The following is a 26,774-nucleotide window of genomic DNA, read 5'->3' as shown; positions in this document are numbered from 1 at the left end:
TTTGTATGAGTAAATTGGGTATAATAGATATTGGGTCAAATTCCATGCGAGTTTTTATTGTGAAACTTTGTGAAGATAAGTACTATGAAGTTGTAGATGAACTTAAATCAACTGTTCGGCTGGGAAAGGATATGACCACGGATAGTTGCTTAAGTGAAACTAGAATAGAAATGGCAATGGAGGCATTATCCAAGTTCAAACGATTATGTGATTCAAATGAAGTTAGTGAAATTATTGCAGTAGCCACAGAAGCGGTTAGAAAAGCCAGCAATCAAAGAGAGTTTTTGGAAAGAGTAAAAAATAGCTTTGGAATTGACATAAGGGTGTTAACTGGGGATGAAGAGGCATACCATGATTATCTTGGAGCAATAAACAGTATAGATGTAAATTCCGCACTCCTTATGGACATAGGGGGAAGTAGTACTGAATTTATAATGGTTAAAGACAGGGAAATACAGAATTCCATAAGTATTCCAATGGGTGCGATTACACTTACAGATAAATTCTTATCTTTTAGTGGAAGCACTGATAAAAGATTAAAGGAAATGAATAAGTTCCTAAATGATACTTTTAAATCTATAGTATGGCTCAAGAATGCAAAAGGTATGCCTATTGTAGGTATAGGGGGAAGTTTTAGAACTATGGCTAAAGTCCATAGAAACAAGTATGATTATCCTATAAATAATCTACATAATTATAGAATGTCTTCAAAACAGATTATAGATATATATGATTTATTAAAATACAGAGAAATATCCCAATACAAAAAAGTTAAGGGCATATCAAAGGAAAGGGCAGATATATTCTTAGGTGCCATGATATCTATTATAGCCATTATAAAATATTGTAAGTCTAAAAAAGTAATAATAAGCCAAAATGGAATACGTCAGGGTGTGCTTTACAGAAAATTGATCAATGATTATCCTATTATCATTAAAGACATATTGAACTTTTCGTTGAATAATATAATAAATAAATTTTCACTAAATAAAATTCATGTAGAACAGGTTTGGAAAATGTGTAATAAATTAAGCAAACCTCTTTTGAATAATACTGATTTTAAGGAAGAGAATTCAAGAATATTAAAAACTGCATGTTATTTACATGACTGTGGAAGATTTGTTGGATTTGACAACAGTGAAAAATATTCATTTTCAATTATGAGGGACCTTAGGATAAATGGATTGACCCATAGGGAGCAGATCATGGCTGCATTTACAGTCTTGAATTTTGAAGAAGATAAAATTAAGAATTCAAGTTATTTTGAAAGCATGATTACATATGAGGATATATTGACAGTGCAAAAGATGTCTGCCGTGCTACATGTAGCCAGAGGATTAGATAGGGCAATGGATAACAATATATTGGACATAACTATTAATGTAGAAGGTGAAGATATAATTTTGAAGCTGGTTTCAGAACAAAAGCCATCTATTGAGATAAATTCAATTGAGAATTATAGGGACACTTTTGAAAAGGCATTTGGCAGAAGATTGATTATAGAATAATAAATAAAAATCTTTCATCATATAATGTATAAATTATGTAATGGGAGATTTTTTATGCTTGATATATATAATTATTTAAGTTTTCAGTCTGCAATTTATGTTGCAGAAAAATACAATGCAGATAAAACAATGGATCATGAAATAAAAATAGCTTCGTTTGCCATGGCAGTATTTGACAAGACCAAACATATACACAATCTTACCGATTCATATAAAAATCTTTTGTGCTGTAGTTCACTTTTACATGATATAGGGTGCTTTATAAGTAAAAATAAACACCATAAACATACACGATATATAATTTTGACAGATTCGGAATTTGATGTAATACCAGATGATTTAAGACACTATTTATCTATAATATCTTCAAGTCATAGAAAAAGTATAGATAAAAGTATTAAGCTCTACAATGAGAATATACAAGATAAATTGAAAATTTTAATATCTATACTCAGAATTTCAGATGCACTTGATCACAAACATAAATTTAATAATGTATTAAATAGCATTTCAGTTACAGATCAGAATTTAATTTTTTATATAAAAAGTAATGATTTTCAAAGAACCCTTGTAAGATTTAATATAAAAAATCAGCTTTTTAACAAAATATTTAAGATACAAGCTCGATTAGAGCCCCAGGTTACTTATCATTAATTTTAATATTATAAGGGTTAAAAAGGGTGATTTAAAATGTCTCATAGAAAAATAATTGAGGGTTACTACTGTGATATAAACAACTTGTCAGATATGCTCGGAAAACTTACCAACTCATACAGATTGTTGATTGGAGGGGCTAGTGAACTGAATACAGTAGCATTGGCACATAAAAAGGATGTAAAAGCTGCTATAGATAGAGTGAATAAGTTGGGAAACACTATTGATGAAATAATAAATGCATTAAATAAATCCAGCGGATGCTATACCAATTATTGTAGAATTCGTTCTGAATTAATCAAGGGGAAAATAAAAATGGAGTACATGGAAAATGAAATTGATGAAGAATTGTATTTAAATGAAATTGATGAAGACTTAGATGAAGATGATGATAAAAAAGATAGGTGAGAATTAATCTGCACCTATTAAAATTTCTTAAATCTTTTATTACAAACCATAAGATAAGACAGTAATATAACTATTAATAAAGCAAACTCAATATGAATGGGACGTCTCATTGTAATTAGACAAAATATTGCTACAAACATACCTGCAAAGGTTATAGGAATACCAAAAAACTTTCCATCGAATTCAGTTACATTAAATCTAGCCAATCTATATGCTCCTGACAATGGCAGCACAAGAACCATTATATAACCCAATATTCCCAAACTTGAAAAATGATATATATTGAATATTAAAATTGAAGGTGCAACACCAAAGGATACCAAGTCCGCAAGTGAATCCAATTCCTTCCCTAGTTCACTGGATACATTTAAATATCTGGCTACTCTGCCATCATATCTATCCGCTAAACAGGCAAGTAAAATAAAAATTCCACCTAATACATAATCCTCTTGAAAAGACATTAAAACCGATATTATACCGCAAGCAAGATTTGCAAGTGTAAACGCATTAGGTACGGAACTTTTAGCTATTTTAGCCAAAATAACCACTCCTTATAAAATAAAAATCTTTAAAATTTAAAAATAAACATAATTCCAACATCTTACGCCTTAATGATATAGATTCATTATAAACTAATTTTTGAATAAGAGTAATACAATTTGGTAAAAAACTTATTAATTTTTTGTTAACCTTTATAAGTAATCTATAGAATTATTTGTAATTAAAAGACTTATAATATAATATGAGAAGGGTTTATTTGCTATAATATATTATGAAATTAAACTTAAAATTTATTATAGGAGTTAGTTTATGGAAAATAAAATTAAAAAAAATCAAATCATAAAATACACATTCTTGGCCATACTATCAGTTGTTGTAATATACATATTATTTAAATATGGTAAAAGCTTACGTCATTTAAGATTACATAAACTTAGAAACTATATACAGAGTTACGGCAAGTTTTCTGTATTTATATTTATAATTATATATTCTTTTAAACCTGTTCTATTTATAATACCTTCTTCCCTCATGTCTATTTTAGCAGGAAGCATATATGGACCTTATGTGGCTGCCATATTGAGCATGATAGGCTGTTTTGGATCTGCCACTGTAGCCTTTTTTCTTGCCAGATTTTTTGGAAGAACCTTTGTGGATAAAGTTTTGCGTGGTAAAGCTTTAAAACTGGACAATAATATAGAAAAATATGGTTTTAAGATAATGACTATGATGAGGTTAAGTTTTGTATTCCCGTTTGATCCTTTAAGTTATGCAAGTGGTCTTAGCAAAATGAAATACAGGGATTTTATTCTTGGGACTCTCATAGGAATATTTCCTGAAATGATTACATATTCATTTATGGGAAAAAATATAGAACATCCATTTTCCATAAAATTCATTCTCCCAATACTATTGCTGGTAATTGTAGTAATAATTGCAATAGCATTAAGAAAGAGGATAAAAAACATCTAATAATTTACAGGTAAGAAAATTGAAATAACACATATAATAAGCCTGTAAACTAATTTGGAGAGGTGATTGTAAATGAAGATAAGGGATATAATGACCAAATCTGTAGTAAGTTTAAATGTAAATGATACTATAGAAAGAGCGGCTGAACTTATGAAAGAGTACAATATAGGTTCTGTTCCTGTATGTGAGGAAAACAAAGTAGTAGGTATAATAACAGATAGAGATATAGCTATAAGATCCTCAGCAGAAGGTCAGAATTCAAAAACTAAGGTCGTAAGAGATATAATGTCTTCAAATCCTGTAACTGGATCTCCAGATATGGATATTCATGATGTATCTAGAATAATGAGTGAGAGACAGATAAGAAGACTTCCTATTGTTGAAAACGGAAATTTAGTTGGAGTAATTGCACTTGGAGACCTGGCAGTAGAGCCCAAATGCGATCATGAGGCACAGGGTGCACTTAGCAGTATTTCAGAAACAAGTGGGTCTGTATTCTAAAAATTTAAAGTTTAGTATATTAAACTGAACTTGTATTTTGCGAGAGTTGTTTCAATACAGAAATATTTTGTATATTGAAACAACTCTTTTTTGGTATAAAAACAAGATGATTTTGATAATCTTGTGAATTTATTACATAAAATGATATAATATAATAGTTAATTTTGAACTAACAACAATTAAACTTTATTTGGAAGTAGGGGAAGTTTTATGAATAAAGTAAAATTTATTTATAATCCGTATTCGGGTGAAAGCAATATAATATCCAATATAGATAACGTTATTATGATTCATCAAAAATATGGTTATGAAGTAATGCCTTTTAGAATAGGTTCAGATTATAGTATTGAAGAAACACTTAAGGAAATTGATGAGACTTATAAATATGTGCTCATAGCAGGTGGAGATGGAACAGTAGACAATGTAGTAAATCATATGAAAAAATTAAATATAAATATACCTATAGCGATATTACCTGTAGGAACTGCTAATGACTTTGCAAAATTCATAGGTATGCCTCACAAAATAAAATCCGCCTGTGAGCAGATACTGAATAGTAGTCCTAAGTCTGTGGATATTGGAAAAATAAATGACAAGTATTTTATAAATGTAGCTAGTGCAGGACTTTTTACAGACGTATCTCAAAAGATAGATATAAATTTGAAAAATACTATAGGTAAACTTGCCTATTATGTCAAAGGATTGGAACAACTTCCCAGCTTGAGGAATATAAAGGTCAAGGTTAAATCGGAAGATGCAGTATTTGATGGTAATATGTATCTATTTATGGTATTTAACGGACAGACTGCAGGCAATCTTAAATTTGCATATAAGGCGGAAATAGATGATGGTATGCTGGATGTTATCATAGTAAAAGCAGTAGTGATAAAGGATATAATAACCATCTTTATAAAAATGATAAGAGGAGACCATCTTGAAAATACTCCTGGGCTCGTATATTTTAAGGCTAATAAATTGGAAATTGAATGTGATGAGGGTATAGTGACTGATATAGATGGAGAAAGAGGCCCGGATTTTCCATTATCCATAGAGTGTGTAAAACACGGAATACAGGTTCTTGGAATAAATAATCCACAAATAATAAAATAATAGTAATATAAATTTGGCAGTTATAGTAAATATAAATATAGCAATATGAAGCGAGGTTGAATTATGCTATTTAATATTTATATTTTTATACTGCCTATTATACTTGTACTTTTATTTTATTCAATTTATATAATTAAGTTTTCACCTAAAAAAATAAGAATACTGGGAAGTATTGCAATTGCATTGATGCTAGCCAGATATATATGTGTTTTTAAAATGCTTGTATCTTACAGTATTTTGAATTTATACATGTTAAAAATTACTTATTTTTTAAATTTTATTGGTATACCTATAATTGTATTCATTATAGGCTATGTGTTTTTAAGAAGGAACAATATAAATTTTAATTATGTGTTTTTATTTTCTGCTGCTGTAATCATAGCCTATATTTTTGGAATGATTAATCTTTCATGCGTAACTAGGGATATTAGTGGTTTTGGCTATAATATGGTATTTGAAAACAATATGATTGTATATTGGATATACATAATATTTAATACAGCTTTATTATTTCTCAGTATTGTTTTTTCTGGAAAACCCCATGTAAATAAAATAGGATTATATATGCTTGCATTTTCTGCATTCATAACTATATTGGAATATTTAGCAACTATCATAAATATAAGTTTTTTTCCGGAAAATATATTTGGTGACCTTTGCTTTATTATAACCTGTATTTATGGTATTACTAAATTAAAAAACAATTAATTGAATTTTTTATGGCGTTTATTTTTATTAAAGTTTTTCTTTGGCATAAATTCAGGTATAAGGCAATTGCGACCTTTTCCTATGAGATCCCGGCGGTCTGCTTCTATGAGCGCTTTCTTAACTAATCTATAATTTTTAGGTATTGAGAACTGCAGGAGTGCTCTCTGCATATTTTTTTCTTCCTGTGTTTTAGGTACATATACTTTTTTATTTGTAAGAGGATTTATACCTGTGTAATACATAGTTGTTGACAGACTTCCAGGAGTAGGATAGAAGTCCTGTACCTGTTCTGGAATATATCCCATATTTTTTATATATAGCGCCAGTTCTATAGCCGCATTTAAATCACTACCTGGATGACTTGACATGAGGTATGGAACTAGATATTGTTTTTTATCCAGTTTTTTATTTATAGCATTATACTTATTTACAAATTTGTTGTATACAGACATTTTTGGTTTCCCCATTTGTTGCAGTACCTTATCGCTTATGTGCTCCGGCGCCACTTTTAGCTGGCCGCTTATATGATATTCACATAATTCCTCGAAGAAGGCTTCATTGTGCTTATCTTCAATAAGATAGTCATATCTTATTCCGGAACGTATAAATACTTTCTTAATACCAGGAAGTTTTCTTGTCTTTTTTAAAAGATTCAAATATTCACTGTGATCTATTATAAGATTTTTACAGGGTGAAGGAAATAAACACTGCCTGTTCCTGCATACCCCAGCATTTTCCTGTACTTTACAGGCTCTGTGCCTGAAATTGGCAGTAGGCCCTCCTATATCATGTATGTAACCTTTAAAGTTATCTAAAGTAGTTAAAAGCTTTGCTTCATCAATTATGGAGTCCTGACTTCTATTTTGTATAATTCTACCCTGGTGAAAAGTCAGGGCACAAAAGGAACAGCCTCCATAGCAGCCTCTATGACTTGTTATTGAAAATTGAACCTCGTTTATTGCAGGAATACCACCCATCTTTTCATAGATTGGATGATAGGTTCTTGTGTAGGGAAGATTGTATACCATATCCATTTCTTTTTGAGTCAGGGGAATCTGAGGAGGATTTTGGACTATATATTTATCTCCATGTTTCTGAATAATAGTTTTTCCTCTTATAGGATCCTGTTCATAGTATTCCAGCTTATAGCTTTCTCCATAAGACAGTTTGTCTTTAAGTATATCTTCGAAAGAAGGGACTTCCACAAAATTATCAAGTCCATCTGTACTGCCTGAGGAATATACTGTACCTTTTACATCCGTCATATTTTCAATTTTCATTCCATATTTAAGTAAATTGGCCATTTGAACTATAGTTTTTTCACCCATGCCGTATATTAGAAGGTCAGCTTTTGCATCTAGAAGTATACTTCTTCTTATTTTATTGCTCCAGTAGTCATAGTGGGCAAATCTTCTTAAACTGGCCTCGATGCCACCTATTATTATGGGAACATCTTTATACGCCTCTTTTGCACGGTTGCAATATACTATTAAAGCTCTATCCGGTCTATATCCAGATTTCCCTCCAGGAGAATACAGGTCATTATGTCGCTTCTTCTTGGCTGCAGTATAGTGGTTTACCATTGAATCAATATTTCCTGAGTTTATTAAAAAACCTAATTTGGGTTTTCCAAGTCTTTTAAAATCCGATGTGTTCTTCCAGTTGGGTTGAGCTATTATGCCCACAGTAAAGCCTTGATCCTCAAGCACTCTGGATATTATGGCGCTTCCAAAAGATGGGTGATCTATATAGGCATCCCCTGTTATAAGTACAAAGTCCAACTGATCTATATTTTGATTCTTCATATCCTGCTTGTTTATTGGTAAAAATGTATCATTTAATTTCATAAAAATCTCCTTTTGATAGATTTTTGTATATTATTTGTAAACTTAATACAGTATAGCATAATCAAATAAAAATGTATAAACTTATGATATACTGAATACAGGCTATTGAGAGGAGAAATAAAGTTGAATTTGAAGATTATAAAATATGATAAAACATATAGTATAAAATATAATTCCCAAAAGACCATATTGGAAAATTTGATAGATAATAATATAAAGATATCTGCACCCTGCAATGGACATGGAACCTGTGGAAAATGCAAAATTCACCTTATAGATGGTAAAGTAAATACAAAAGTTAAAAATAATAATAATGATTATCTAGCATGCCAGACATATGCCGAGGATGATTGTACAATATCATTATCAAAAGTTGAAAGTCAGAGCTTTTCCGTATTGAAGGATTTTAAGGTGAATCAAGTCGACATAGATCCGGAAATTAAAAAGGTTTCACTTAAAATTGATAGAAACAGTCTGGGCAATAAAAGCCTAACTGAAAGTGTAAATATAAAATTAAATACCAATTATAAATTTACTTTAAAGGCACTTAGAAAATTATCCACATTAATAAATGAAAGTTCAGTAAAGCAGGCAGACTGTAGTTTCTATAAAGATAGTCAAATTCATATGGTGTGCAGTGAGGATCAGGTTATTGATATATTTAATAACAAGGAGGACTCAAATACCTATGGAATTGCGGTAGATATTGGTACTACAACTATAGTTATGAGTCTTGTAGATATTGCTTCAGGCAGGGAGATAAATTATACATCTTTACTGAATTCACAAAGACAATTTGGGGCAGATGTAGTGTCCAGGATACAATACAGCATGGAAAACAGTCTGGAGGAAATAAGCAGATGTGTAAAAGATGACATAATAGAAGGTGTAGAAAAATTGATTGATGAGTCCAATATAAAGAGACAATCAATATATGAGTTGAGCATTTCTGCAAATAATGTAATGCAGCATTTGCTAATGGGACTGTTTTGTGATTCTATAGCATTATATCCTTTTAATACTGTAACAAACGATATTGTGGAGATGGAATTTAATGAGCTCTTTAAAAGTAGAATGTTAAATTGCAAAGTATCAGTTTTGCCATCAATTTCTGCATATGTTGGAGCTGATATAGTAAGTGGGCTTACTGCATGTGATTTTGGCAAAACTGAGGATATATGCATGCTTGTAGACATAGGTACAAATGGAGAAATGGCTCTTGGAAACAAGGAAAGAATACTATGTACTTCTACAGCAGCGGGACCTGCTTTTGAAGGAGCAAACATAGAAAATGGAGTGGGAAGTATAGGGGGTGCTATTTCTTCAGTAAAAATAGATAAAAACAATATATATTATGATACTATAGGCAATAAACCTGCATTAGGTATATGTGGATCTGGAATTGTCGATATAACTGCAGAGTTATTTAAAAATAAAATTATAGACAAAACTGGAAAATTTGATGACAACAAATTGAAAAATAGTTTTATAAATATAACTGGGGACAAAGAAGATGAAGTTGATATAGTATTTACACAGAAGGATATAAGAGAAATTCAGATGGCCAAATCAGCTATAAGATCTGGAATTGAAATTTTAATAAAAAAGTTTAATTGTTCTTATGATGAAATAAAAAAAGTATACATAGCAGGAGGTTTTGGAAGCAAAATTAATCTTAAAAATGCTGCAGCTATAGGACTTGTGCCTGAGAATATACTCAGCAAGGTTGAACTTGTAGGTAATAGCTCATTATCAGGAGCTGTACAGTATATGCTCAATAAGAACACAAAAAGAGATATGCAGCATATAATAGATATTGCAGAGAACATTGATATATCAATGGATGATGAATTTAATAGACAATTTATAGATAATATGTCATTTTAAATGTAGGTATAAAATTATATTTTGGGTTGTATTTTTATACGTAGTTGTAATATAATTAGTAATATAATAAATTATAAAATTAGAATATTAGGTGAGGCTCCTATATAAATATAAGCTGCTGCCCTTAACCATCGCAAGATGCCACTGGGGTTTAACAGGTACTACCGTATCAAGGTTTTACTTAACGCAGCTGGATTTTTGTGTCCAAAGTTATATAGTGCTAAAACTATTACAGTTTTAAGAAGCCTGATAGAGCTTCTTTTTATTATATTATACCAAAATATTTTTCTTAGGTGGTGTATATTAAATGGATATTGGCCCTTATGGAGGTCGGTGTAGTTACAAAAAAAATCGAATATTTGATATACAGAAAAGTATCAATGGTTAATTATTTATAGATATTTCTCTGTATATGTAAAGGAGGAATATTTATGAAAAAATTATCTAGTTTTTTCTTAAGCAAAATTCTTCATAAAAAAATTTATAATGAATCAAATGAATTAGTTGGAAGGTTAAAAGATATTTATGTGGCAACTGATTTAGGAATGCCTAGAGCTATAGCATATCAGATAAGAAGTAGCTTGGGAATATACAATTGTGAATTCAAGAATATAAATTTTTATGGAGATGGAGATCAAGTCATAATTAAAGTTGAAGGTATGAGAGACATCATGCTTCAAAAATATTCATATTTGCTTTCAAAACATCTCTTAGATAAACAAATAGTTGATATAAATGGAAAAAAACTTGTACGGGTAAATGATCTCAGAATTACAGAAATGGCAGGAGAATATAGAGTAGTTGCTGTTGACACAGGAATTTTGGCGCTTGGAAGAAGATTTGGAATAGAAAATTTTGTAAAAAACTGTTGCAGAAAATTTCATAAAAAATTGGAAGATAGTCTTATAGTTTGGGATAATGTTCAGTCTCTTGAAATGATAGATAAAAATCTCCAGCTTTCAGTACCATATGAAAAACTTTCCAAACTACATCCTGCAGATTTAGCAGATATACTTGAAGATATGGATATAAATTATAGAAAAAAGGTATTTGAAAGCTTAAATGATGATCTGGCAGCAGATACTTTAGAGGAAATAGAACCTAATTTGCAATTTGATATATTGAAGAATTTAAGTCAGGTTAAAAGAAACGAAGTACTTAATAATATGCCAAATGATGAGATTGCAGACATATTGGAAGAAACAGACAGGGATATGGCATATGAAATACTTTCCGATATGAAGAAGAAAGACGCTGATGAAGTGAGGTCGCTTATGGATTATGAGGATGAAACTGTAGGAAGTATAATGAATAAAGACTTTATATCTTTTAATATAAATTTGACTGTTCAAGAAGCTGTAAATATATTAAAAGATATAAAGCCAGATGAAGAGGTATGCCATTATATATATGTAACTGATTTTGATAGTCAGATCCAAGGTGTAGTATCTTTAAAGGATCTGCTATTAGCTGATCTTAATAGCAAATTAAAAGATATAATGTTCTGTGAAGTAGAACAAGTAAATCATAAAAAAAATATAAATGAGGCAATAGATTTATGCATAAAGTATAATCTATTATCAATTCCAGTAGTAGATGACGATAAAAAATTATGTGGGATAGTTATAATGAATGATATTGTAGAGGATGTACTTGCTCCAAACTGGAAAAAAAAATTAAAAAAGGCCATATAAGACACGCATATAAAATGTAAAAATTGAATTTTACCTATTGAAAATTAATATCAACTTCAAAACTTTTTGAAGTTGATATTTTTACGTATTTTTTTAATTTATCTGCACAATATAAGCATAGAAGCCAAATTTTATTACACTTTTTACATTTGTGAGGTGCAGTTTTTATGACAAAAAAAATATTTAAATTTAGAAAGGCAATAATACTTGTCCTAGTAATTCTCGTAACCTACATAGGAAATTCTATTTTTATAGCTCCTTATAATAATGCAGTGCAGGCTATAGCTTATTACTATGGTTCCAAAGGAAATGCGGTAGGAACTATACAGAAAAAATTAAAGAGTTGGGGATATTACAATGGAAGTATTGACAATGTATATGGATATCAAACATTTACTGCTGTAAAATATTTTCAATCAAAAAATGGACTTAAAGTAGATGGAGTAGCAGGGGATGCTACACTAAAAGCTCTTGGAATAAATACAGCAAGCAGCAATTCATCTTCTCAATTATCTGGTAGCAGTCAGGATGAATTGCTGCTTGCTAGAATTATAAATGGTGAGGCAAGAGGTGAGCCCTATGAAGGACAGGTAGCAGTTGGTTCCGTAATATTGAATAGAACCAGAGATCCAAGATTCCCATCCAGCATAGCAGGAGTAGTATATCAACCAGGAGCATTTACAGCCATTGTGGATGGTCAGATACATGCGAATTTAGAACAAAATTCTATAAATGCGGCAAGAGATGCTTTAAACGGCTGGGATCCTTCTGGAGGAGCTGTTTACTATTTCAATCCTGCCACAGCTACCAGTAACTGGATTTGGTCTAGACCCCTTATAAAAGTAATAGGAAAACACAGATTCTGTAGATAAGCAGACATCCCAAATATTTTTAAAAGTTTATTTTAAATTTATTGACAAAATTATAGGTAGTTGTATAATATATAATATAGAATTAAAACAATAGATGAAAGTGATTAAATACTTTGAAAAAGGAAAGTAACTTAGATGTGAATTTTAAGAGAGGAAATTTTATGCTGAAAGATTTCTAAATTTAGTTTAAGTGAAGTGCCCTTTTGAGTTATGCACCGAATTAACAGTAGGCTGCATCGGATTCATCCGTTACTGTGATTAAGCATGATACTGTGCTTGAATAAAGATGGGACTTTCATGTCTAATTGGAGTGGAACCGCGGAGTCTAAGCTTCGTCTCTATAGTTAACTATAGAGATGAAGCTTTTTTAATATTAACTTAAATATTATTTTGGGAGGACTAAAAATGATTTTTGAAAATGCTATAGACTTGATTGGCAACACACCTTTATTGAAATTGAATAATTTAAAGGTAGAAGGATCTGCAGATGTATATTTGAAATTGGAGAAGTTTAATCCAGGTGGAAGTATAAAAGACAGAGCTGCACTTGGAATGATTGAAAAGGCAGAAAAAAATAATCTGATAAAAAAAGGTGATACAATAGTTGAACCTACAAGTGGAAATACAGGTATAGCTTTGGCAATGATAGGAAAATTAAAAGGCTATAATGTAATAATAGTAATGCCTGAGACTATGAGTATTGAAAGAAGAAATACTATAAAAGCTTATGGTGCCGAATTAGTTTTAACAGATGGAACTAAGGGAATGAAAGGTGCTATAGAAAAAGCTTATGAAATAGCAAAGGATAAGCCTGGATATTATATACCACAACAGTTTATAAATATTGCTAATCCACAGAAACACTATGAGACTACTGCAGAAGAAATATTAAAGGATTTAAATAAAGTAGATGTATTTGTTGCAGGTGTAGGTACTGGCGGTACATTGGCAGGAGTGGGAGAAAACCTTAAAAAACATGACAAGAGTACTAAGGTAGTTGCAGTGGAGCCAGCAAGCTCACCAGTGCTTTCAGGAGGACAGACTGGACCTCATAAAATACAGGGAATTGGAGCAGGATTTATACCTGATATATACAAGCCTGAAATAGTGGACCAGATAATAACTGTAAGTGATGAAAATGCTTTTGAGTATGCAAGACTTGTAGCCAAAGAAGAAGGCATATTGGTAGGAATATCTTCAGGAGCCAATGTATATGCAGCGCTTGAACTAGCTAAAAAACTTGGTAGTGGAAAGACTGTAGTTACAGTAGCACCAGATGGAGGAGAAAAATATTTATCCATGGGATTGTATAAATAATACTTTCTAGTTAATCAAGTAGACTTATTGCACATAAACATTTGAGTTATCTAAAACCTAAGATTATATAAAAGTGCACTTGGGTTTTAGGTAATTTAATCATTGGGAAACGGGTTTATTATTATGAAAGGAAGATTAAAATGAGGAATTTATTTAAACTTTTAAACTATGATATAAAAAATGCCATGAAAAATGATCCTGCGGCGAGAAATTCACTAGAAGTATTTTTATTGTATCCTTTTATACATGCACTTATAAGTTATAGAATATCACATTTTTTTTATAAGAAGAAAATGTTTTTCTGTGCAAGATTTGTGTCTCAATTTTCAAGATTATTCACTGGAATAGAGATTCATCCTGGTGCCAAAATAGGTAAGGGACTTTTTATAGATCATGGAATGGGTGTAGTAATAGGAGAAACAGCTGAAGTTGGAGATAATGTAACACTATATCATGGCGTTACACTAGGAGGTACAGGAAAGCACACAGGTAAAAGACATCCTACTGTAGGAAATAATGTATTCATAGGAAGTGGAGCTAAAATACTTGGACCTGTAGTAATAGGAGATAGAGTAAAAGTAGGTGCCAATGCAGTTATACTGGAAGACGTACCATCAGATTGTACAGCAGTTGGAATACCAGCGAGAACAATATACAAAAAAAGATGTGAAGTTATAGAAATAAAGGACTATGCAGGCAAAAGGAAAAAGATATATAATGAGATGATAATATAATCTTCTTTCAGTAGGTGTGTATATGAATTATAGAAATGAGTTAATAGAGTTTTGTAGAAAAATTGGAATAGATACTGTTGGATTTACAGAATGCAGAAAATTTTGTGAATTATACAATTCTCTTAAATTTAGAAGATTGAATTCACTTAGCAATGAATTTGAAGAAAAAGATGAAAATAAGAGGATTAATCCTTTTGTATATATGAAAGAGGGAAAGACAATAATATCAGTTGCCTTTCCCTATTTGTTTAATAGAAGTACAAAAGATAAAATAGGTTTTTCTCTTTATACTAGAGGGCAGGATTATCATAAGGTAGTATTTAAGTATCTAAATAAAATATGCCGCTTTATAGAGAGTATGGGAGGCAGTGCAGTGCCGCTTGTGGATAGCAATATGCTTCCAGAAAGATATATTGCCAAACTTTGTGGAATAGGATTTCTAGGAAAGAATAACATGCTTATTACACAAAGATATGGGTCATATGTATTTCTTGGAGAGATAATAACGGATCTGGCTCTTGGCAACAGTGAAATATTACAATCTCAATGCAGGGGTTGCAATATTTGTTTAAAAGCTTGTCCTACTGGGGCCATAAGAGGAGAAAAAAACTCCAACAAGTGCATGTCCTATATTACACAAAAAAAACATATTAAAGATGAGTGGATTCTTAAATTTCGAGGAAACCTATTTGGATGTGATATTTGTCAGAATATATGTCCATATAATAGGAAAATCTTATTTTCCAATATACAGGAATTTAGACCATTTGAATTTATGGAAGATGTAGATCTATCTGAAATTTTAAATATGGATAATAAAATATTCAGGCAGAAATACGCTATAACTTCTTGTGGATGGAGAGGGAAAAATATAATTATAAGGAATGCATTAATAAATTCCTTCATTTTAGGTAAGAATATTACAATTAAAAATATAAGATCACCTTATGTTCAGGATTATTACAATAGACTTTTTAAGCTTTTCAAACTATAATTTATATTAATGGGTACATTTAAAACTTTATTGTTTATATATTTATAGACAGTTTTATTAAAGAAAGGTGGTTTTAGTATATTATGATATCTCCACTTGTGGTAAAATTAGTAGGATGCTTTCCTAAAAGTATTACAGGATATATTTCTGATAAGGTCCTAAATGGTTATGTAAAAAAATATGCTGATATGGATATAATAGGCAAGGAACACTTAAATGGTGTTAAAAGGCCTATACTATTTATCAGCAATCATCTTAGTAATTCAGATGCCTTGGTTCTTGGCAACGTATTCAAAGAAGAAAATCTTACTTTTGTAGCTGGAAAAAAATTAAACAATAATTCTCTTACTAAATTGGGAATGAGCATGACGAAGACAATATGTATAAATCCAAATACTGCGGATAAGAATGCTATATCCAATATAGTTAAAGCTCTTAAATCAGGTGACAGTGTGCTTATATTTCCAGAGGGCACCAGAAGTAGAACAGCTTCTATGAATAAGGCAAAAAAGGGAGTAGTGCTTATACAGAAACTAACTAAAGCATCAGTAATTCCAGTAGGAATCTGCGGTACGGAAAATCTTCTTCCAATAAGTGATAAAGATATGGCTGATGAAAGTTTTCAATATGCCAAAGTTAAAGTAAATATAGGAAAGAAATTAGAAATACCAAAGAAACATAAAGATGAAAAAAAACATGAATATGAAGATAGAGTAAGTGATTTTTTTATGTGCGAAATAGCAAAACTTTTGCCTGAAAGATATAGAGGGGTATACAGTTTTGATGAAGGTGATAAAATTGAAAAATAAAAATGTAGATGTAATATTAAGGGTACTTGGAGAGACTTATCCTGATGCTAAATGTGCACTTTCTTTTGGCTCTCCCTATGAACTTCTTGTTTCCACAATACTTTCAGCTCAATGTACGGATGTGAGGGTAAATAAGGTTACTGATGAATTGTATAGAGAATATAATACTCCTGAAAAAATGGTTACACTTACGGAACCGGAATTGGGAGAAAAAATAAGAAGTTGTGGTTTTTATAGAAATAAAAGTAAAAATATCCTGGCTACCAGTAGGGTTCTTATTGAAAAGTTTGGTGGACATGTGCCAAATACTATGGAAGAGCTTATAAAGCTTCCAGGTGTAGGGAGAAAGACCGCGGACGTAGTATTGTCCAATGCCTTTGGTATACCTGCTATTGCAGTAGATACACATGTATTTAGAGTTTCAAACAGGCTTGGGATAGGTAAGGGAACTACTCCCCTAAAAGTCGAAGAAGAACTTATGAAAAATATACCTAGGGATATGTGGAGTATAAGCCATCATTATTTAATATGGCATGGAAGAAAAATATGCAAGTCAAGGAAACCGGATTGTGAACGCTGTCCGGTGGCTCCTTATTGTGATTATTTCAATCATCCTGCAGAGAAGCATTAAAATTTTAATTAGGCAAATATATATAAGCATGGATTTCGTTTTTATAAAAATCCATGCTCATTATCATTATATTAGTTTTCTTCTGAGATAGTCTATGGCTGATACGGCAGCCCTATTCCTAACTTTGTTTCTCTCACCAGAAAGTTGCAGCTTTTTAACAAAGACATCTCCCTTTATATACAATCCAACATATACCAGACCTACTGGTTTTTCTTCAGACCCTCCATCTGGACCTGCAATACCTGTGGTTGACAAGCCAATGTCAGTTCCAGAAGTTTTTGCTATGCCCTCAGCCATTTCTCTTGCAGTTTCTTCACTTACAGCTCCGAATTTATCCAGGGTTTCTTTTTTTACATTAAGTCTGTGCATTTTTGCCTCATTACTATAGGTAACAGCACCATCTAAAAATACTGAAGATATACCGGGATAATTTATGAATTTTGCGGCTATCAGTCCTCCAGTACAGGATTCAGCAGTAGATATAGTTAAATTTCGTTCAACCAGAATTTTAGCAACTACTTCTTCCATGGAAGTTTCTCCATAACCATATATATTATCTCCAAATATATTTTTTACCTTATCCTCCAGGGGTTTTATAAGCTTCAAGGCATCTTTTTCAGTATTTGCCCTAGCTGTAATTCTAAGTGTAACGTCATTTTCTTTGGCATAAGGAGCTATTGTCGGATTAGAACTTTTATCTATTAATTCCTTTATTCTCTGGGCCATTTCTCCTTCACCAATTCCATATAGTCTAAGAATTTTGGATTTTATAGTTTCACTGCTGTATTTTTTTAAAAAAGGACCAGCTGAATTTAGAAACATAGGTTTTAATTCTCTTGGGGGACCTGGAAGAACTATAAGTATTTTCCCGTTTTCATTTATAATGCAGCCAGGGGCGGTTCCATGATCATTCTCCATTATTGTGCAGCCCTCAGGGAAATAGGCCTGTTTCATATTATTGCCTTTAAGGTATGATCTCCCCATTTTATCAAAATAATTTTTTAATTTGTCTACTGTATTTTGGTCCAGAATCATTTTCTTTTTAAAAAATTGTGCACCTATCTCTTTCGTAAGATCATCAGGAGTCGGTCCAAGCCCTCCAGAAGTTACAACTATATCTACTCTTTTGAAAGAGCTTGTTAATTCTTCTAAAAGACGTTTTGGATTATCACCTACCACTGATTGATGATATACATCTATGCCAATACTTGCTAGTTCTCTTGAAATAAATTGTGCATTTGTATTCACTATATCACCTAATAGAATTTCTGTTCCTACACATAATATCTCTGCTTTCATAAGATGTTTCCTCCAATGTTAATTATTTTGTAACTATTATTTTGTTGAATTATATTATATAATTTTATAATAGCATAAATATATATAGATGGTTAATTAGTATATTAAAATTAATGCTTGTATAGTATAATGTTATATAGTTATTGTAAAAAGAGGTGTTGAGATGGATGAAATGAATAATCCTAGAAGGTCTAGAAAATCTAGAAACAAGGCACGCACGAATAGGCTGATGATTATAATCATTGCCTGTGTAATTGCTTTTTTAGGTGTTGCTGCAGGATTCATGGTATATCATTATAATGAAGTTAAATATTGGGACAAATTGATATATCCTGGTGTAACGGTTGAGAGTCTGGATTTATCAGGTAAAACGAAAGCTGAGGCAAAGAATATGATAAACAAGGCTTATGTAGAAAAATTGAAAAATAAAAAAATAATTATATCTGCTTCAGACAGCACTTATACGTTAAATTATTCAAATATTAATGGGAAATTTAATGTGGATGATATAGTTAACCAGGCATATTCTTACGGAAAGAATTCAAATATACTTAAAAAGTATAGTATGATCAAGAGTTCAAACAAGGTAATTTATAAACTGAAATTTACTTATGATGAAAAGCCTGTTAAGGAACTTGTAAAAAAGATAGCAGGTGATGTGGATAGGGATCCTGAAAATGCTGCTATAAGTATGGGTGGAATTGGATTTAACATAACTCCTGAAGTAAATGGACTTAAACTTGACCAGAAAGATTTAGAAAAGCAGTTATTATCTAAAATAGATGGAGATGTAACTGGTGACTTGAAAATAAATGCTAAAATAGATACTGTTGCTGCATCTATTAAAAGTTCGGATTTACAGAAAGTGAATACGTTGATTTCTAATTTTAGTACAAACTATGGATCGGTGTCATCCTCACAAAGGGCAAATAATATAGAACTTGCTACAAAGAGTATAAATGGTACGGTTATTATGCCGGGAGAAGAATTTAGTTTTAATGGAGTTGTAGGGGAGAGAACAGCAGCTAAAGGCTATAAAGCAGCCCCAGTTATAATTGGAGATAAACTGGAAGATGGATTAGGCGGTGGCATATGTCAGGTTTCCACTACACTTTATAATGCAGTAAATGCAGCTGGATTGACCTCTACTGAAAGAGTACATCATACAATGCCTGTACATTATGTTGCAAAAGGTATGGATGCTACTGTAGATTATGGAAATATAGATTATAAATTCAGAAATGACTTTAAATATCCGGTATATGTGCAAGGATATACCTCAGGCGGAAGTGTTGTTTTTAATATATATTCTAATTCAGCAGAGAAAAAATAGTAAAAGTCCTCTCTAAAATATTATTGAGAGGACTTTTTATATGCAATTTTTTAGCTTATGCTTATCAAAAATGCACCGATTAATATGAGCATGACTCCAAGTATTTTTTTAAAAGTTATTTTTTCTTTAAGCAGATAAAATGATATAATCATTGTCCATATATATGTAAGAGATGTCATCGGCAGTACTACAGTATATGGTAAAAATTTCAAAACATATATATTTAACAATGCACCCATAAGATATAGAAAAGAACCTATATAAAACCATTTACTTAAAATTACCTTGAATATACTGGATGACTGGGAAGTGGACTTTTTCAGGGAAAATCCTGCGAAGGCTCCTATAATAGTCATGCAGACCAAAACTAAATAATTAATTGTCTCCACCTCCTATTAAAACAACTCCAGACATAATAAACAATATTCCAAGCAATTTTATAAAATCTACAGTTTCCTTAATAACAATGATACCTAGAAATATAGCAAAAATATAGCTTAGGCTTAACATGGGATGTAGAACGGAAAAGCTGCCATGTTTGAAGGCTACAATCATCAATAGTGCACCTAGTCCATAACAGATGAAGCCTATAAATACGAGATATTTGGAATTCTGATATGATAATTTCCAGAACATCTGTCCAAAGGAGGTTAACAGGGATGCTATAAAAATCAATAAAATTCCGTAAATATTTTTCTTATATGAGTCAAAAAAGGAGCTCATTTTGTACCTTCTTTCTTGAAAATAGTTATTTGCTATTACTATATTAAAGCATTTTTGAAGTTTTTATGTCAAGAAAGTTTTCATGTCAAAAATTCATTGAAAGTCAGGATGAAATCATATGTAAGGGCAGTTGTTTTCTTTTTTACCTTGTGATATACTATGTAAGTAACTTATGGTCTTTTGTACGAAGGATTTATAAAAGTCATATAATTTGCGGATATGGCGGAATTGGCAGACGCGCTAGGTTCAGGTCCTAGTGAGGGTAACTTCATGCAGGTTCAAGTCCTGTTATCCGCACCAAATCAGGTAATATAATTATTTAAATATATAGTTAAGTAATATTTATACACCAGGGTTCAAATAATCTTTTGAGACCTAGTGTATTTTTATTTTACAATACAACTTATAAATTTATCCAAAAATGCATTTGCCATGAAGGTGTTATTGCCTTGGATTGACCTTTACACAAAATCGTGATATACTGTTACAAATTGAAAATGCCCGTGAGGGAGTAGTTAGCGCAATGTGCGTGACAAGTCAACATACTGACCGATAGCGGTCTGGCTTGTCTTAAAAAACGAGACTCATGTATAACTTTTACAGCTATGCATGGTCCTTATTTTTATGAAAGCCCAAATATAAGCTCGTATGAGTAATACTTGGGCTTTTCCTTTTTGAAATTTGACTTTGTAGAGGAGAATGTAAAATGAATGTATTGGAATTATTTATTATTTCTATTGGACTTTCCATGGATGCTTTTGCCGTAGCTATTTGCTCCGGATTGGCCATGACTAAGCTAACTATAAAAAAAGCCTCGACTGTAGGCTTGTATTTTGGCATTTTTCAAGGTGTGATGCCCCTTATCGGATATATATTTGCCAAACAGTTTGCCAATAAAATAATGGCCTTTGATCACTGGATAGCATTTGTTTTGCTCTGTTTTATCGGAGGCAAAATGATTGTTGAAAGCTTTAAAAAAGAAGGATGTACTGACAGGACATGCCCTACTGAAACATGTGTGGATAGGGAATGTCCTGGTGGAGAGCGTCCAAGTAAAAAGGAAGCATCTTTAAAACCTGTTGAAATGCTGCCTCTTGCTATTGCTACAAGTATTGATGCACTGGCAGTGGGAATATCATTTGCTTTCCTTCGTGTAAATATTGTTTCGGCAACTTTATTTATCGGGATTATAACTCTCATTTTATCTATGCTGGGTGTAAAAATCGGCAATATATTTGGTGCGAGATTTAAATCCAGGGCTGAGCTTTCCGGAGGAATTATACTGATGTTGATGGGTTTGAAAATATTGCTGGAACATATGGGAATTATCAGCCTATAAAGTTGTCTGGTTTTCTGTTGATGCTCCAATATATAAATCTTTGAAAGTTAGTATAATTGGAAAAGATTTGTAAATAACATTGACAGTTTATAAATCAAATGTTATATATAATAAGTAGCATTAAAATTAATTACAAATATTTAATATGAATTTAATATCATTTTAATAGTTTTATATTAACATAATATCTATGATGCTTAATATATTAACGTGTCTTTTATAAAAACTTTTCAAATAATATTTTAATCACACTTATTTAACTTTAATCTTATTATATAGTATTCTATAAAAATCACATTTACAATTAAATAATAAAAAGGAGTGTTCGAATGAAAGAATTTAATATATGTATAGACATAGACGGAACAATTACTGACCCTTACTACTGGATTCCAAGTGCAAATGAATATTTTCATAAAAATATTAAGCCTGAAGAAGTTACTGAATATCCTATAGATAAAACTATGGGAATATCAGAGGAGGAATATATAAAGTTTTACAATGAAAACAAGTTTGAAATTCATGATAAAGAAGAGATAAGAAAAGATGCCGGAGATATTATATGCAAGTTATATAATACCAGCAATATATACTTTGTAACTGCTAGATATAAGGAGCTTGAGATTTTAACTTATAATTATTTAAACAGACACAATATACCTTATGATGGTGTATATCTTTTAGGATCTCCCCATAAAGTTGACATAGCAGAGAAACTCAATTGTGATGTATTTATAGAAGATAGTCCACAAAATGCTCTGCAACTGTCACAAAGTGGATTCAAGGTAATTTTGCTTGATACAAACTATAATAGACAAGTATCAGATGAAAATATAACTAGAGTTTTCAATTGGAATGGAGTATATGGAATAATAGAAAAGATGCTGTTGCAGAGCAAAGCTGTGTAACAGCATCTTTTCTATTATCTCAATCTTTACAGTATAGTGACAGAACAATTATAATATAGTAATATATTAATAAGACTTTATACTGAATAGTATAAATAGTATGTTTTGAATTGTTTTATATACTGAAGGAGGAAAACTTTTGAGTTTAAATATAGTACTGTTTCAACCGGAAATACCGCAAAATACTGGAAATATTGCACGAACTTGTGTGCTTACAGGTTCCAAATTGCATTTGATAAAACCTTTAGGTTTCAGCCTTGATGAAAAGCATTTAAGGAGAGCAGGACTGGATTACTGGCCATATCTTGATTTGACACTATATGATTCTTATGAAGAACTGAGAGAAAAATATAAAGATGGAACTTTTTATTTTTCTACCACTCATGGAGGACACTATTATGATAAAGCTAAATACAAGGATGGAGATTTCATAGTATTTGGCAGGGAAACCTGTGGATTGCCTGATTATATAAGGGAACAGAACAGTGATACATGTATAAGAGTTCCAATGATAAATACTACTACACGTTCATTGAACTTATCAAATACAGTAGCTATAGTGGCGTATGAAGCGTTAAGGCAGATGAACTTTCCTGTTATGAAATAGAGGAGGGTGATTTTTGTTATGGAAAAGATAAAATTGATTACGGACAGTACGTCGGATCTACCTGATTATATAATAGAAAAATATAATATAGAAGTGCTGCCTCTTTTCGTAATTATTGACAAGAAGACCTATAGAGATGGAATAGATATAAAACTTCCTGAACTTCTTGAAAAAATGGAGAATACCAGTGAGTTCCCGGCCACAGCTCAAGTTAATCCTGAAATGTTTATGAAATGCTACAAAAGATATCTGGATGAGGGATATAAGATAATTTCCATTCATATATCCTCTAAAATGAGCGGCACTTATCAATCTGCATGTGTTGCCAAAAATATGCTGGAAACTGATGATATAGTAATAATAGACAGCCTGAATGTTACTTCGGGTCTGGGTGTTATGGTTATAAAGGCAGCTCAACTTATAGAGAAGAATCTTGGCCTAGCGGAGATAGAAAAGGAAATAAAGAGGATTCAACCTCATGTAAAGACTAAATTGGAATTCAGCAGTCTTAAAAACTTGGTCAGGGGAGGAAGGCTTTCCAAAACTGCAGGTACTATAGCCAATATACTTGGAATTAGGATTATAATCAATGTAAAAGATGGCCAGATGGCAGTCTCAGATAAAGTGAGGGGAAGCAAAAAAGCCCTTAAAAGTATGCTTGATTATATAGATAAAAAGGGAGTAAAACAAGGAGAACCAGCCATACTATTACATGTAGGGAATACGGAAGTACTTGACCCATTGAGGCAGGAGCTTATCAATAGAAAAATAGAGTTTATAGAAAGTGAAGTAGGGTGTGTAGTTGGGGTACACTCAGGTGCTGGTGCATGTGGATTATTTTTTATAGAAAAATTCTAATAATATGATATTTATATAATAAGGAGGATGAAATATGGATGACGTTTACGATACTATAATAATTGGAGGAGGCCCTGCAGGGCTGTCCTCAGGACTTTACTCCGCAAGAGCAAAATTAAATACAGTTGTAATAGAAAGAGAAAGTTATGGCGGACAGGTGGTTACTACTGTAGATATAGATAATTATCCAGGATCTGTAGAAAATGCTACCGGAGATACTTTAAGCAGAAGAATGAAAAGCCAGGCTGAAATGTTTGGAACTAAATTTATTTCAGATGAAATAGTTGATGTTGACTTTTCCCCTGAAATAAAATCTATAAAAGGTAAAAACAAGACTTATAAAACCAAGACAGTTATAATAGCCACAGGAGCGAACCCAAGGCCAGGCGGATTTAAAAATGAAGATAAGCTAAGGGCAAAAGGAATTTCCTATTGTGCAACTTGTGATGCAGACTTTTTCACTGACTTTGATGTAGCAGTTGTAGGAGGAGGAGATTCAGCAATAACTGAAGCCATATATTTGTCTAAATTTGCAAAACATATCACAGTTATTCACAGACGAGATGCACTTAGGGCGGCTAAATCACTTCAGGAAAAGGCATTTAAAAACCCTAAAATAAGTTTTATGTGGAATTCCCAGGTAGAAGAGGCGTTAGGAGAAGAAGTACTTGAAGGACTCAGAATAAAGGACAAAAACACTGGAGAGACAAGTGAACTCAAAATAGATGGATGCTTTGTATTTGTAGGATACAACCCTGTAACAGAGTTATTTAAAGGCAAGGTAGATTTGGATCAAAGAGATTATATAATTACAGATGGAAATATGAAAACCAATATACCTGGAGTTTTTGCTGCCGGGGATGTTAGACAAAAGACTTTAAGACAGATAGTAACAGCGGCTTCAGATGGTGCAATTGCAGCTGTAGAAGCTGAAGCATATATAGAAAACCAAAAGTTATAATATTTATGTTAAATACATAAAATAGAGTCTGATTTATATAATTTGGGCTCTATTTTTAAATAACTTAATGATATAATATAGTTAGACAATTAACAATTAACAATTCACAGTGTGCAATTGTGAATTGTTAATTGTGAACTGCTAATTGAATAAAGGGGGTATAAATGTGAACTTGAATTTTGGACTCAATCTAACACAAGAACAAAAGTTGGTAATGACACAGCAGATGCAGCTTTCTGTAAGGCTTCTCCAAATGTCAAGTTTTGAACTTAAAGAATATATAGAAAAGGAAGTACAGGAAAATCCTATTCTAGATGCAAAAGATATTGAATTAAACAACAATAATAAAGAAGAAACTAAACTTGATTATAAGGAGTTTATAAAAAATATAGAGTTTGATAATTATAGTCATCATAGTTATGAAAGAAATGAAGATAAAGAAATTTCCCCTTTTAATTTTATATCTGAGAAAAAGTCATTGAAAGAGTATTTAACAGAACAAATAAGATATTTGGGTGAAAAGGATTACGTAAAAGCCGTATGTAATTATATTATAGAGAATATAGATAGAAGAGGGTATTTGATTCTGTCCAATGAGGAACTTGGAAAAGAACTTAAAATTTCAAAAGACCTTTCAGATTATTGTATAAAAATTGTACAATCTTTAGATCCAAGCGGAATAGGTGCCAGAAATTTAAATGAATGTCTTAAAGTACAATTAAATAGAAAAAAATTATCGGATGAAAATATAATACAGATTATAGATAACTACTTGGAACTTATTGCTGAAAATAGATATGATACTATAGCAAAAAAATTGAATATAGATGTAAAATGTGCCCAAAAATATGGAGATATAATCAAAGGATTGGATCCTAAGCCATCACGTGGTTTTTATACAGGCGAAGAGGTAAAATATATAATGCCTGATGCATATATAAGAAAAATTGATGGAGAATATTTTATTTTGATGAATGATGATCTTGTACCTAGATTGACCATAAATTCCATGTATAAGGATATAATAAAGGGTGAAGATTCAAAAGAAAATGATAAAAATGCACTGGACTATGTAAAGGACAAACTAAACAGAGCTGTATTTTTAATAAAGAGTATCCAACATAGAAAAAGTACTATATATAGAGTACTGGAAAAGATACTTGAAATTCAAAGAGATTATTTTGATTATGGAGACAGTTATTTAAAACCTATGACTTTAAAAGAAATATCAGAAAGTTTAGACATGCATGAATCTACTATAAGCAGAGCAATAAGAGAGAAATATATATACACAAGCAGAGGAACGGTAAAAATAAAGAATTTATTTACTACTGGAATTTCTTCATCTTTAAATGGTGAAAATATTTCTGCATCGATTATTAAAATGGAAATTAAAAGTATAGTAGACGGGGAGGACAAGAAAAAACCATTATCTGACCAGTCAATGTGCAATTTAATTAATGAAAAGGGTATGAATATTTCAAGAAGAACTGTAGCAAAATATAGAGAGGAACTTGGAATAAAGTCGTCAAAAGGGAGAAAAAGGTACTGATGATATGCCTTTAATAACAAGTTTTTAATATTTTTTTTAAAATACTA

The 26,774-nt window shown here is 31.3% G+C and carries 27 protein-coding genes, 1 tRNA gene, 1 riboswitch and 1 other annotated feature; of the genes, 23 read left to right on the top strand and 5 right to left on the bottom strand.

Annotation, left to right across the window (positions count from 1 at the left end):
* Positions 1-5: 5 nt before the first annotated feature.
* The 3 genes from ppx to J418_RS0101600 are packed head-to-tail and all read left to right on the top strand — an operon-like array spanning position 6 to position 2,570.
* On the top strand, positions 6-1,508 hold the full coding sequence (gene ppx / locus J418_RS0101610; protein ID WP_017894662.1) for an exopolyphosphatase: 1,503 nt from the start codon (positions 6-8) through the stop codon (positions 1,506-1,508).
* Between the two features lie 54 nt (positions 1,509-1,562).
* The gene (locus J418_RS0101605; protein ID WP_017753120.1) at positions 1,563-2,162 is read left to right on the top strand and encodes a hypothetical protein; all 600 of its coding nucleotides are present in this window, start codon (positions 1,563-1,565) and stop codon (positions 2,160-2,162) included.
* A gap of 36 nt (positions 2,163-2,198) precedes the next feature.
* A complete protein-coding gene (locus J418_RS0101600; protein ID WP_017753121.1) occupies positions 2,199-2,570 on the top strand; it encodes a hypothetical protein in 372 nt (123 codons plus the stop codon).
* A gap of 17 nt (positions 2,571-2,587) precedes the next feature.
* Here J418_RS0101600 and pssA read toward each other — a convergent pair whose 3' ends face one another.
* On the bottom strand, positions 2,588-3,109 hold the full coding sequence (gene pssA, locus J418_RS0101595; RefSeq protein WP_017753122.1) for a CDP-diacylglycerol--serine O-phosphatidyltransferase: 522 nt from the start codon (positions 3,107-3,109) through the stop codon (positions 2,588-2,590).
* 271 nt (positions 3,110-3,380) lie between these two features.
* On the opposite strand from pssA, the gene J418_RS0101590 reads away from it, so the two are divergent.
* The 4 genes from J418_RS0101590 (at position 3,381) to J418_RS0101575 (ending at position 6,362) form a co-directional block, all read left to right on the top strand.
* Positions 3,381-4,043 carry a TVP38/TMEM64 family protein gene (locus J418_RS0101590; protein ID WP_017753123.1) on the top strand — a complete coding sequence of 221 codons (663 nt, stop codon included), beginning with the start codon at positions 3,381-3,383 and terminating at the stop codon, positions 4,041-4,043.
* Between the two features lie 72 nt (positions 4,044-4,115).
* Positions 4,116-4,544, top strand: coding sequence for a CBS domain-containing protein (locus J418_RS0101585; RefSeq protein ID WP_017753124.1), 429 nt, complete (start codon positions 4,116-4,118; stop codon positions 4,542-4,544).
* 210 nt (positions 4,545-4,754) lie between these two features.
* A complete protein-coding gene (locus J418_RS0101580) occupies positions 4,755-5,654 on the top strand; it encodes a YegS/Rv2252/BmrU family lipid kinase (RefSeq protein WP_017894661.1) in 900 nt (299 codons plus the stop codon).
* Positions 5,655-5,717: 63 nt separating this feature from the next.
* Positions 5,718-6,362 (top strand): hypothetical protein, encoded by a 645-nt coding sequence (locus J418_RS0101575; protein WP_017753126.1) that lies wholly within the window; start codon positions 5,718-5,720, stop codon positions 6,360-6,362.
* Here the strand turns inward: J418_RS0101575 and J418_RS0101570 are convergent.
* Positions 6,359-8,209 (bottom strand): YgiQ family radical SAM protein, encoded by a 1,851-nt coding sequence (locus J418_RS0101570; protein ID WP_017753127.1) that lies wholly within the window; start codon positions 8,207-8,209, stop codon positions 6,359-6,361. The two genes, J418_RS0101575 and J418_RS0101570, sit on opposite strands and share 4 nt — an antisense overlap.
* Positions 8,210-8,332: 123 nt before the next feature.
* Here J418_RS0101570 and J418_RS0101565 point away from each other — a divergent pair, with 123 nt between their 5' ends.
* The 8 genes from J418_RS0101565 to nth all read left to right on the top strand — a co-directional run bounded on the left by J418_RS0101565 (position 8,333) and on the right by nth (position 17,147).
* Positions 8,333-10,096, top strand: coding sequence for an ASKHA domain-containing protein (locus J418_RS0101565; protein ID WP_017894660.1), 1,764 nt, complete (start codon positions 8,333-8,335; stop codon positions 10,094-10,096).
* Positions 10,097-10,172: 76 nt separating this feature from the next.
* Positions 10,173-10,340: riboswitch (M-box (ykoK) riboswitch) on the top strand.
* Between the two features lie 187 nt (positions 10,341-10,527).
* Positions 10,528-11,790, top strand: coding sequence for a magnesium transporter MgtE N-terminal domain-containing protein (locus tag J418_RS0101560; protein WP_017894659.1), 1,263 nt, complete (start codon positions 10,528-10,530; stop codon positions 11,788-11,790).
* Positions 11,791-11,957: 167 nt separating this feature from the next.
* Entirely contained in the window at positions 11,958-12,662 is a 705-nt protein-coding gene (gene sleB / locus J418_RS0101555) for a spore cortex-lytic enzyme (RefSeq protein ID WP_017894658.1), read from the top strand.
* 104 nt (positions 12,663-12,766) lie between these two features.
* Positions 12,767-13,005 (top strand) — a binding site (T-box leader).
* Between the two features lie 62 nt (positions 13,006-13,067).
* Complete coding sequence (gene cysK, locus J418_RS0101550; RefSeq protein ID WP_017894657.1) at positions 13,068-13,979, top strand: cysteine synthase A; 912 nt, start codon at positions 13,068-13,070, stop codon at positions 13,977-13,979.
* Positions 13,980-14,119: 140 nt separating this feature from the next.
* On the top strand, positions 14,120-14,713 hold the full coding sequence (gene epsC, locus J418_RS0101545; protein WP_017753132.1) for a serine O-acetyltransferase EpsC: 594 nt from the start codon (positions 14,120-14,122) through the stop codon (positions 14,711-14,713).
* 22 nt (positions 14,714-14,735) lie between these two features.
* A complete protein-coding gene (gene queG, locus J418_RS0101540) occupies positions 14,736-15,707 on the top strand; it encodes a tRNA epoxyqueuosine(34) reductase QueG (RefSeq protein ID WP_017894656.1) in 972 nt (323 codons plus the stop codon).
* A gap of 83 nt (positions 15,708-15,790) precedes the next feature.
* Entirely contained in the window at positions 15,791-16,516 is a 726-nt protein-coding gene (locus J418_RS0101535) for a lysophospholipid acyltransferase family protein (protein WP_017894655.1), read from the top strand.
* Positions 16,491-17,147: an endonuclease III gene (gene nth / locus J418_RS0101530; protein WP_017894654.1), complete on the top strand. Its 657-nt coding sequence runs from the start codon at positions 16,491-16,493 to the stop codon at positions 17,145-17,147. Before J418_RS0101535 ends, nth begins: the two co-directional genes overlap by 26 nt.
* Positions 17,148-17,213: 66 nt before the next feature.
* Here nth and J418_RS0101525 read toward each other — a convergent pair whose 3' ends face one another.
* The gene (locus tag J418_RS0101525; protein WP_017753136.1) at positions 17,214-18,446 is read right to left on the bottom strand and encodes a competence/damage-inducible protein A; all 1,233 of its coding nucleotides are present in this window, start codon (positions 18,444-18,446) and stop codon (positions 17,214-17,216) included.
* Between the two features lie 163 nt (positions 18,447-18,609).
* On the opposite strand from J418_RS0101525, the gene J418_RS0101520 reads away from it, so the two are divergent.
* On the top strand, positions 18,610-19,779 hold the full coding sequence (locus tag J418_RS0101520) for a VanW family protein (protein ID WP_017894653.1): 1,170 nt from the start codon (positions 18,610-18,612) through the stop codon (positions 19,777-19,779).
* 50 nt (positions 19,780-19,829) lie between these two features.
* Here J418_RS0101520 and J418_RS0101515 read toward each other — a convergent pair whose 3' ends face one another.
* Positions 19,830-20,168 carry an EamA family transporter gene (locus tag J418_RS0101515; protein WP_257725350.1) on the bottom strand — a complete coding sequence of 113 codons (339 nt, stop codon included), beginning with the start codon at positions 20,166-20,168 and terminating at the stop codon, positions 19,830-19,832.
* Positions 20,155-20,502: an EamA family transporter gene (locus J418_RS0101510; protein ID WP_017753139.1), complete on the bottom strand. Its 348-nt coding sequence runs from the start codon at positions 20,500-20,502 to the stop codon at positions 20,155-20,157. The genes J418_RS0101515 and J418_RS0101510 overlap by 14 nt, the downstream gene beginning before the upstream one ends.
* A 213-nt stretch (positions 20,503-20,715) precedes the next feature.
* Between J418_RS0101510 and J418_RS0101505 the strand changes: the two genes are divergently transcribed.
* From J418_RS0101505 to rpoN, 7 genes are all read left to right on the top strand, one after another.
* Positions 20,716-20,802 (top strand) — tRNA-Leu (locus J418_RS0101505).
* 406 nt (positions 20,803-21,208) lie between these two features.
* Positions 21,209-21,841 carry a manganese efflux pump MntP gene (locus tag J418_RS0101500; RefSeq protein ID WP_017894651.1) on the top strand — a complete coding sequence of 211 codons (633 nt, stop codon included), beginning with the start codon at positions 21,209-21,211 and terminating at the stop codon, positions 21,839-21,841.
* 329 nt (positions 21,842-22,170) lie between these two features.
* Positions 22,171-22,749 carry a 5' nucleotidase, NT5C type gene (locus tag J418_RS0101495; RefSeq protein ID WP_017894650.1) on the top strand — a complete coding sequence of 193 codons (579 nt, stop codon included), beginning with the start codon at positions 22,171-22,173 and terminating at the stop codon, positions 22,747-22,749.
* A 139-nt stretch (positions 22,750-22,888) separates the two neighbouring features.
* Entirely contained in the window at positions 22,889-23,356 is a 468-nt protein-coding gene (gene trmL / locus J418_RS0101490; RefSeq protein WP_017894649.1) for a tRNA (uridine(34)/cytosine(34)/5-carboxymethylaminomethyluridine(34)-2'-O)-methyltransferase TrmL, read from the top strand.
* An 18-nt stretch (positions 23,357-23,374) separates the two neighbouring features.
* Entirely contained in the window at positions 23,375-24,214 is an 840-nt protein-coding gene (locus tag J418_RS0101485) for a DegV family protein (RefSeq protein ID WP_017894648.1), read from the top strand.
* 34 nt (positions 24,215-24,248) lie between these two features.
* Positions 24,249-25,175, top strand: coding sequence for a thioredoxin-disulfide reductase (trxB, locus tag J418_RS0101480; RefSeq protein WP_017753144.1), 927 nt, complete (start codon positions 24,249-24,251; stop codon positions 25,173-25,175).
* Between the two features lie 172 nt (positions 25,176-25,347).
* Positions 25,348-26,727: an RNA polymerase factor sigma-54 gene (rpoN, locus tag J418_RS0101475; protein WP_182915968.1), complete on the top strand. Its 1,380-nt coding sequence runs from the start codon at positions 25,348-25,350 to the stop codon at positions 26,725-26,727.
* Positions 26,728-26,774: the final 47 nt, after the last annotated feature.

The sequence above is a fragment of the Clostridium tyrobutyricum DSM 2637 = ATCC 25755 = JCM 11008 genome (genome assembly GCF_000359585.1).
GTDB classification, from domain to species: Bacteria; Bacillota; Clostridia; order Clostridiales; family Clostridiaceae; genus Clostridium_B; species Clostridium_B tyrobutyricum.
This window is presented reverse-complemented; position numbering and strand designations above follow the sequence as displayed.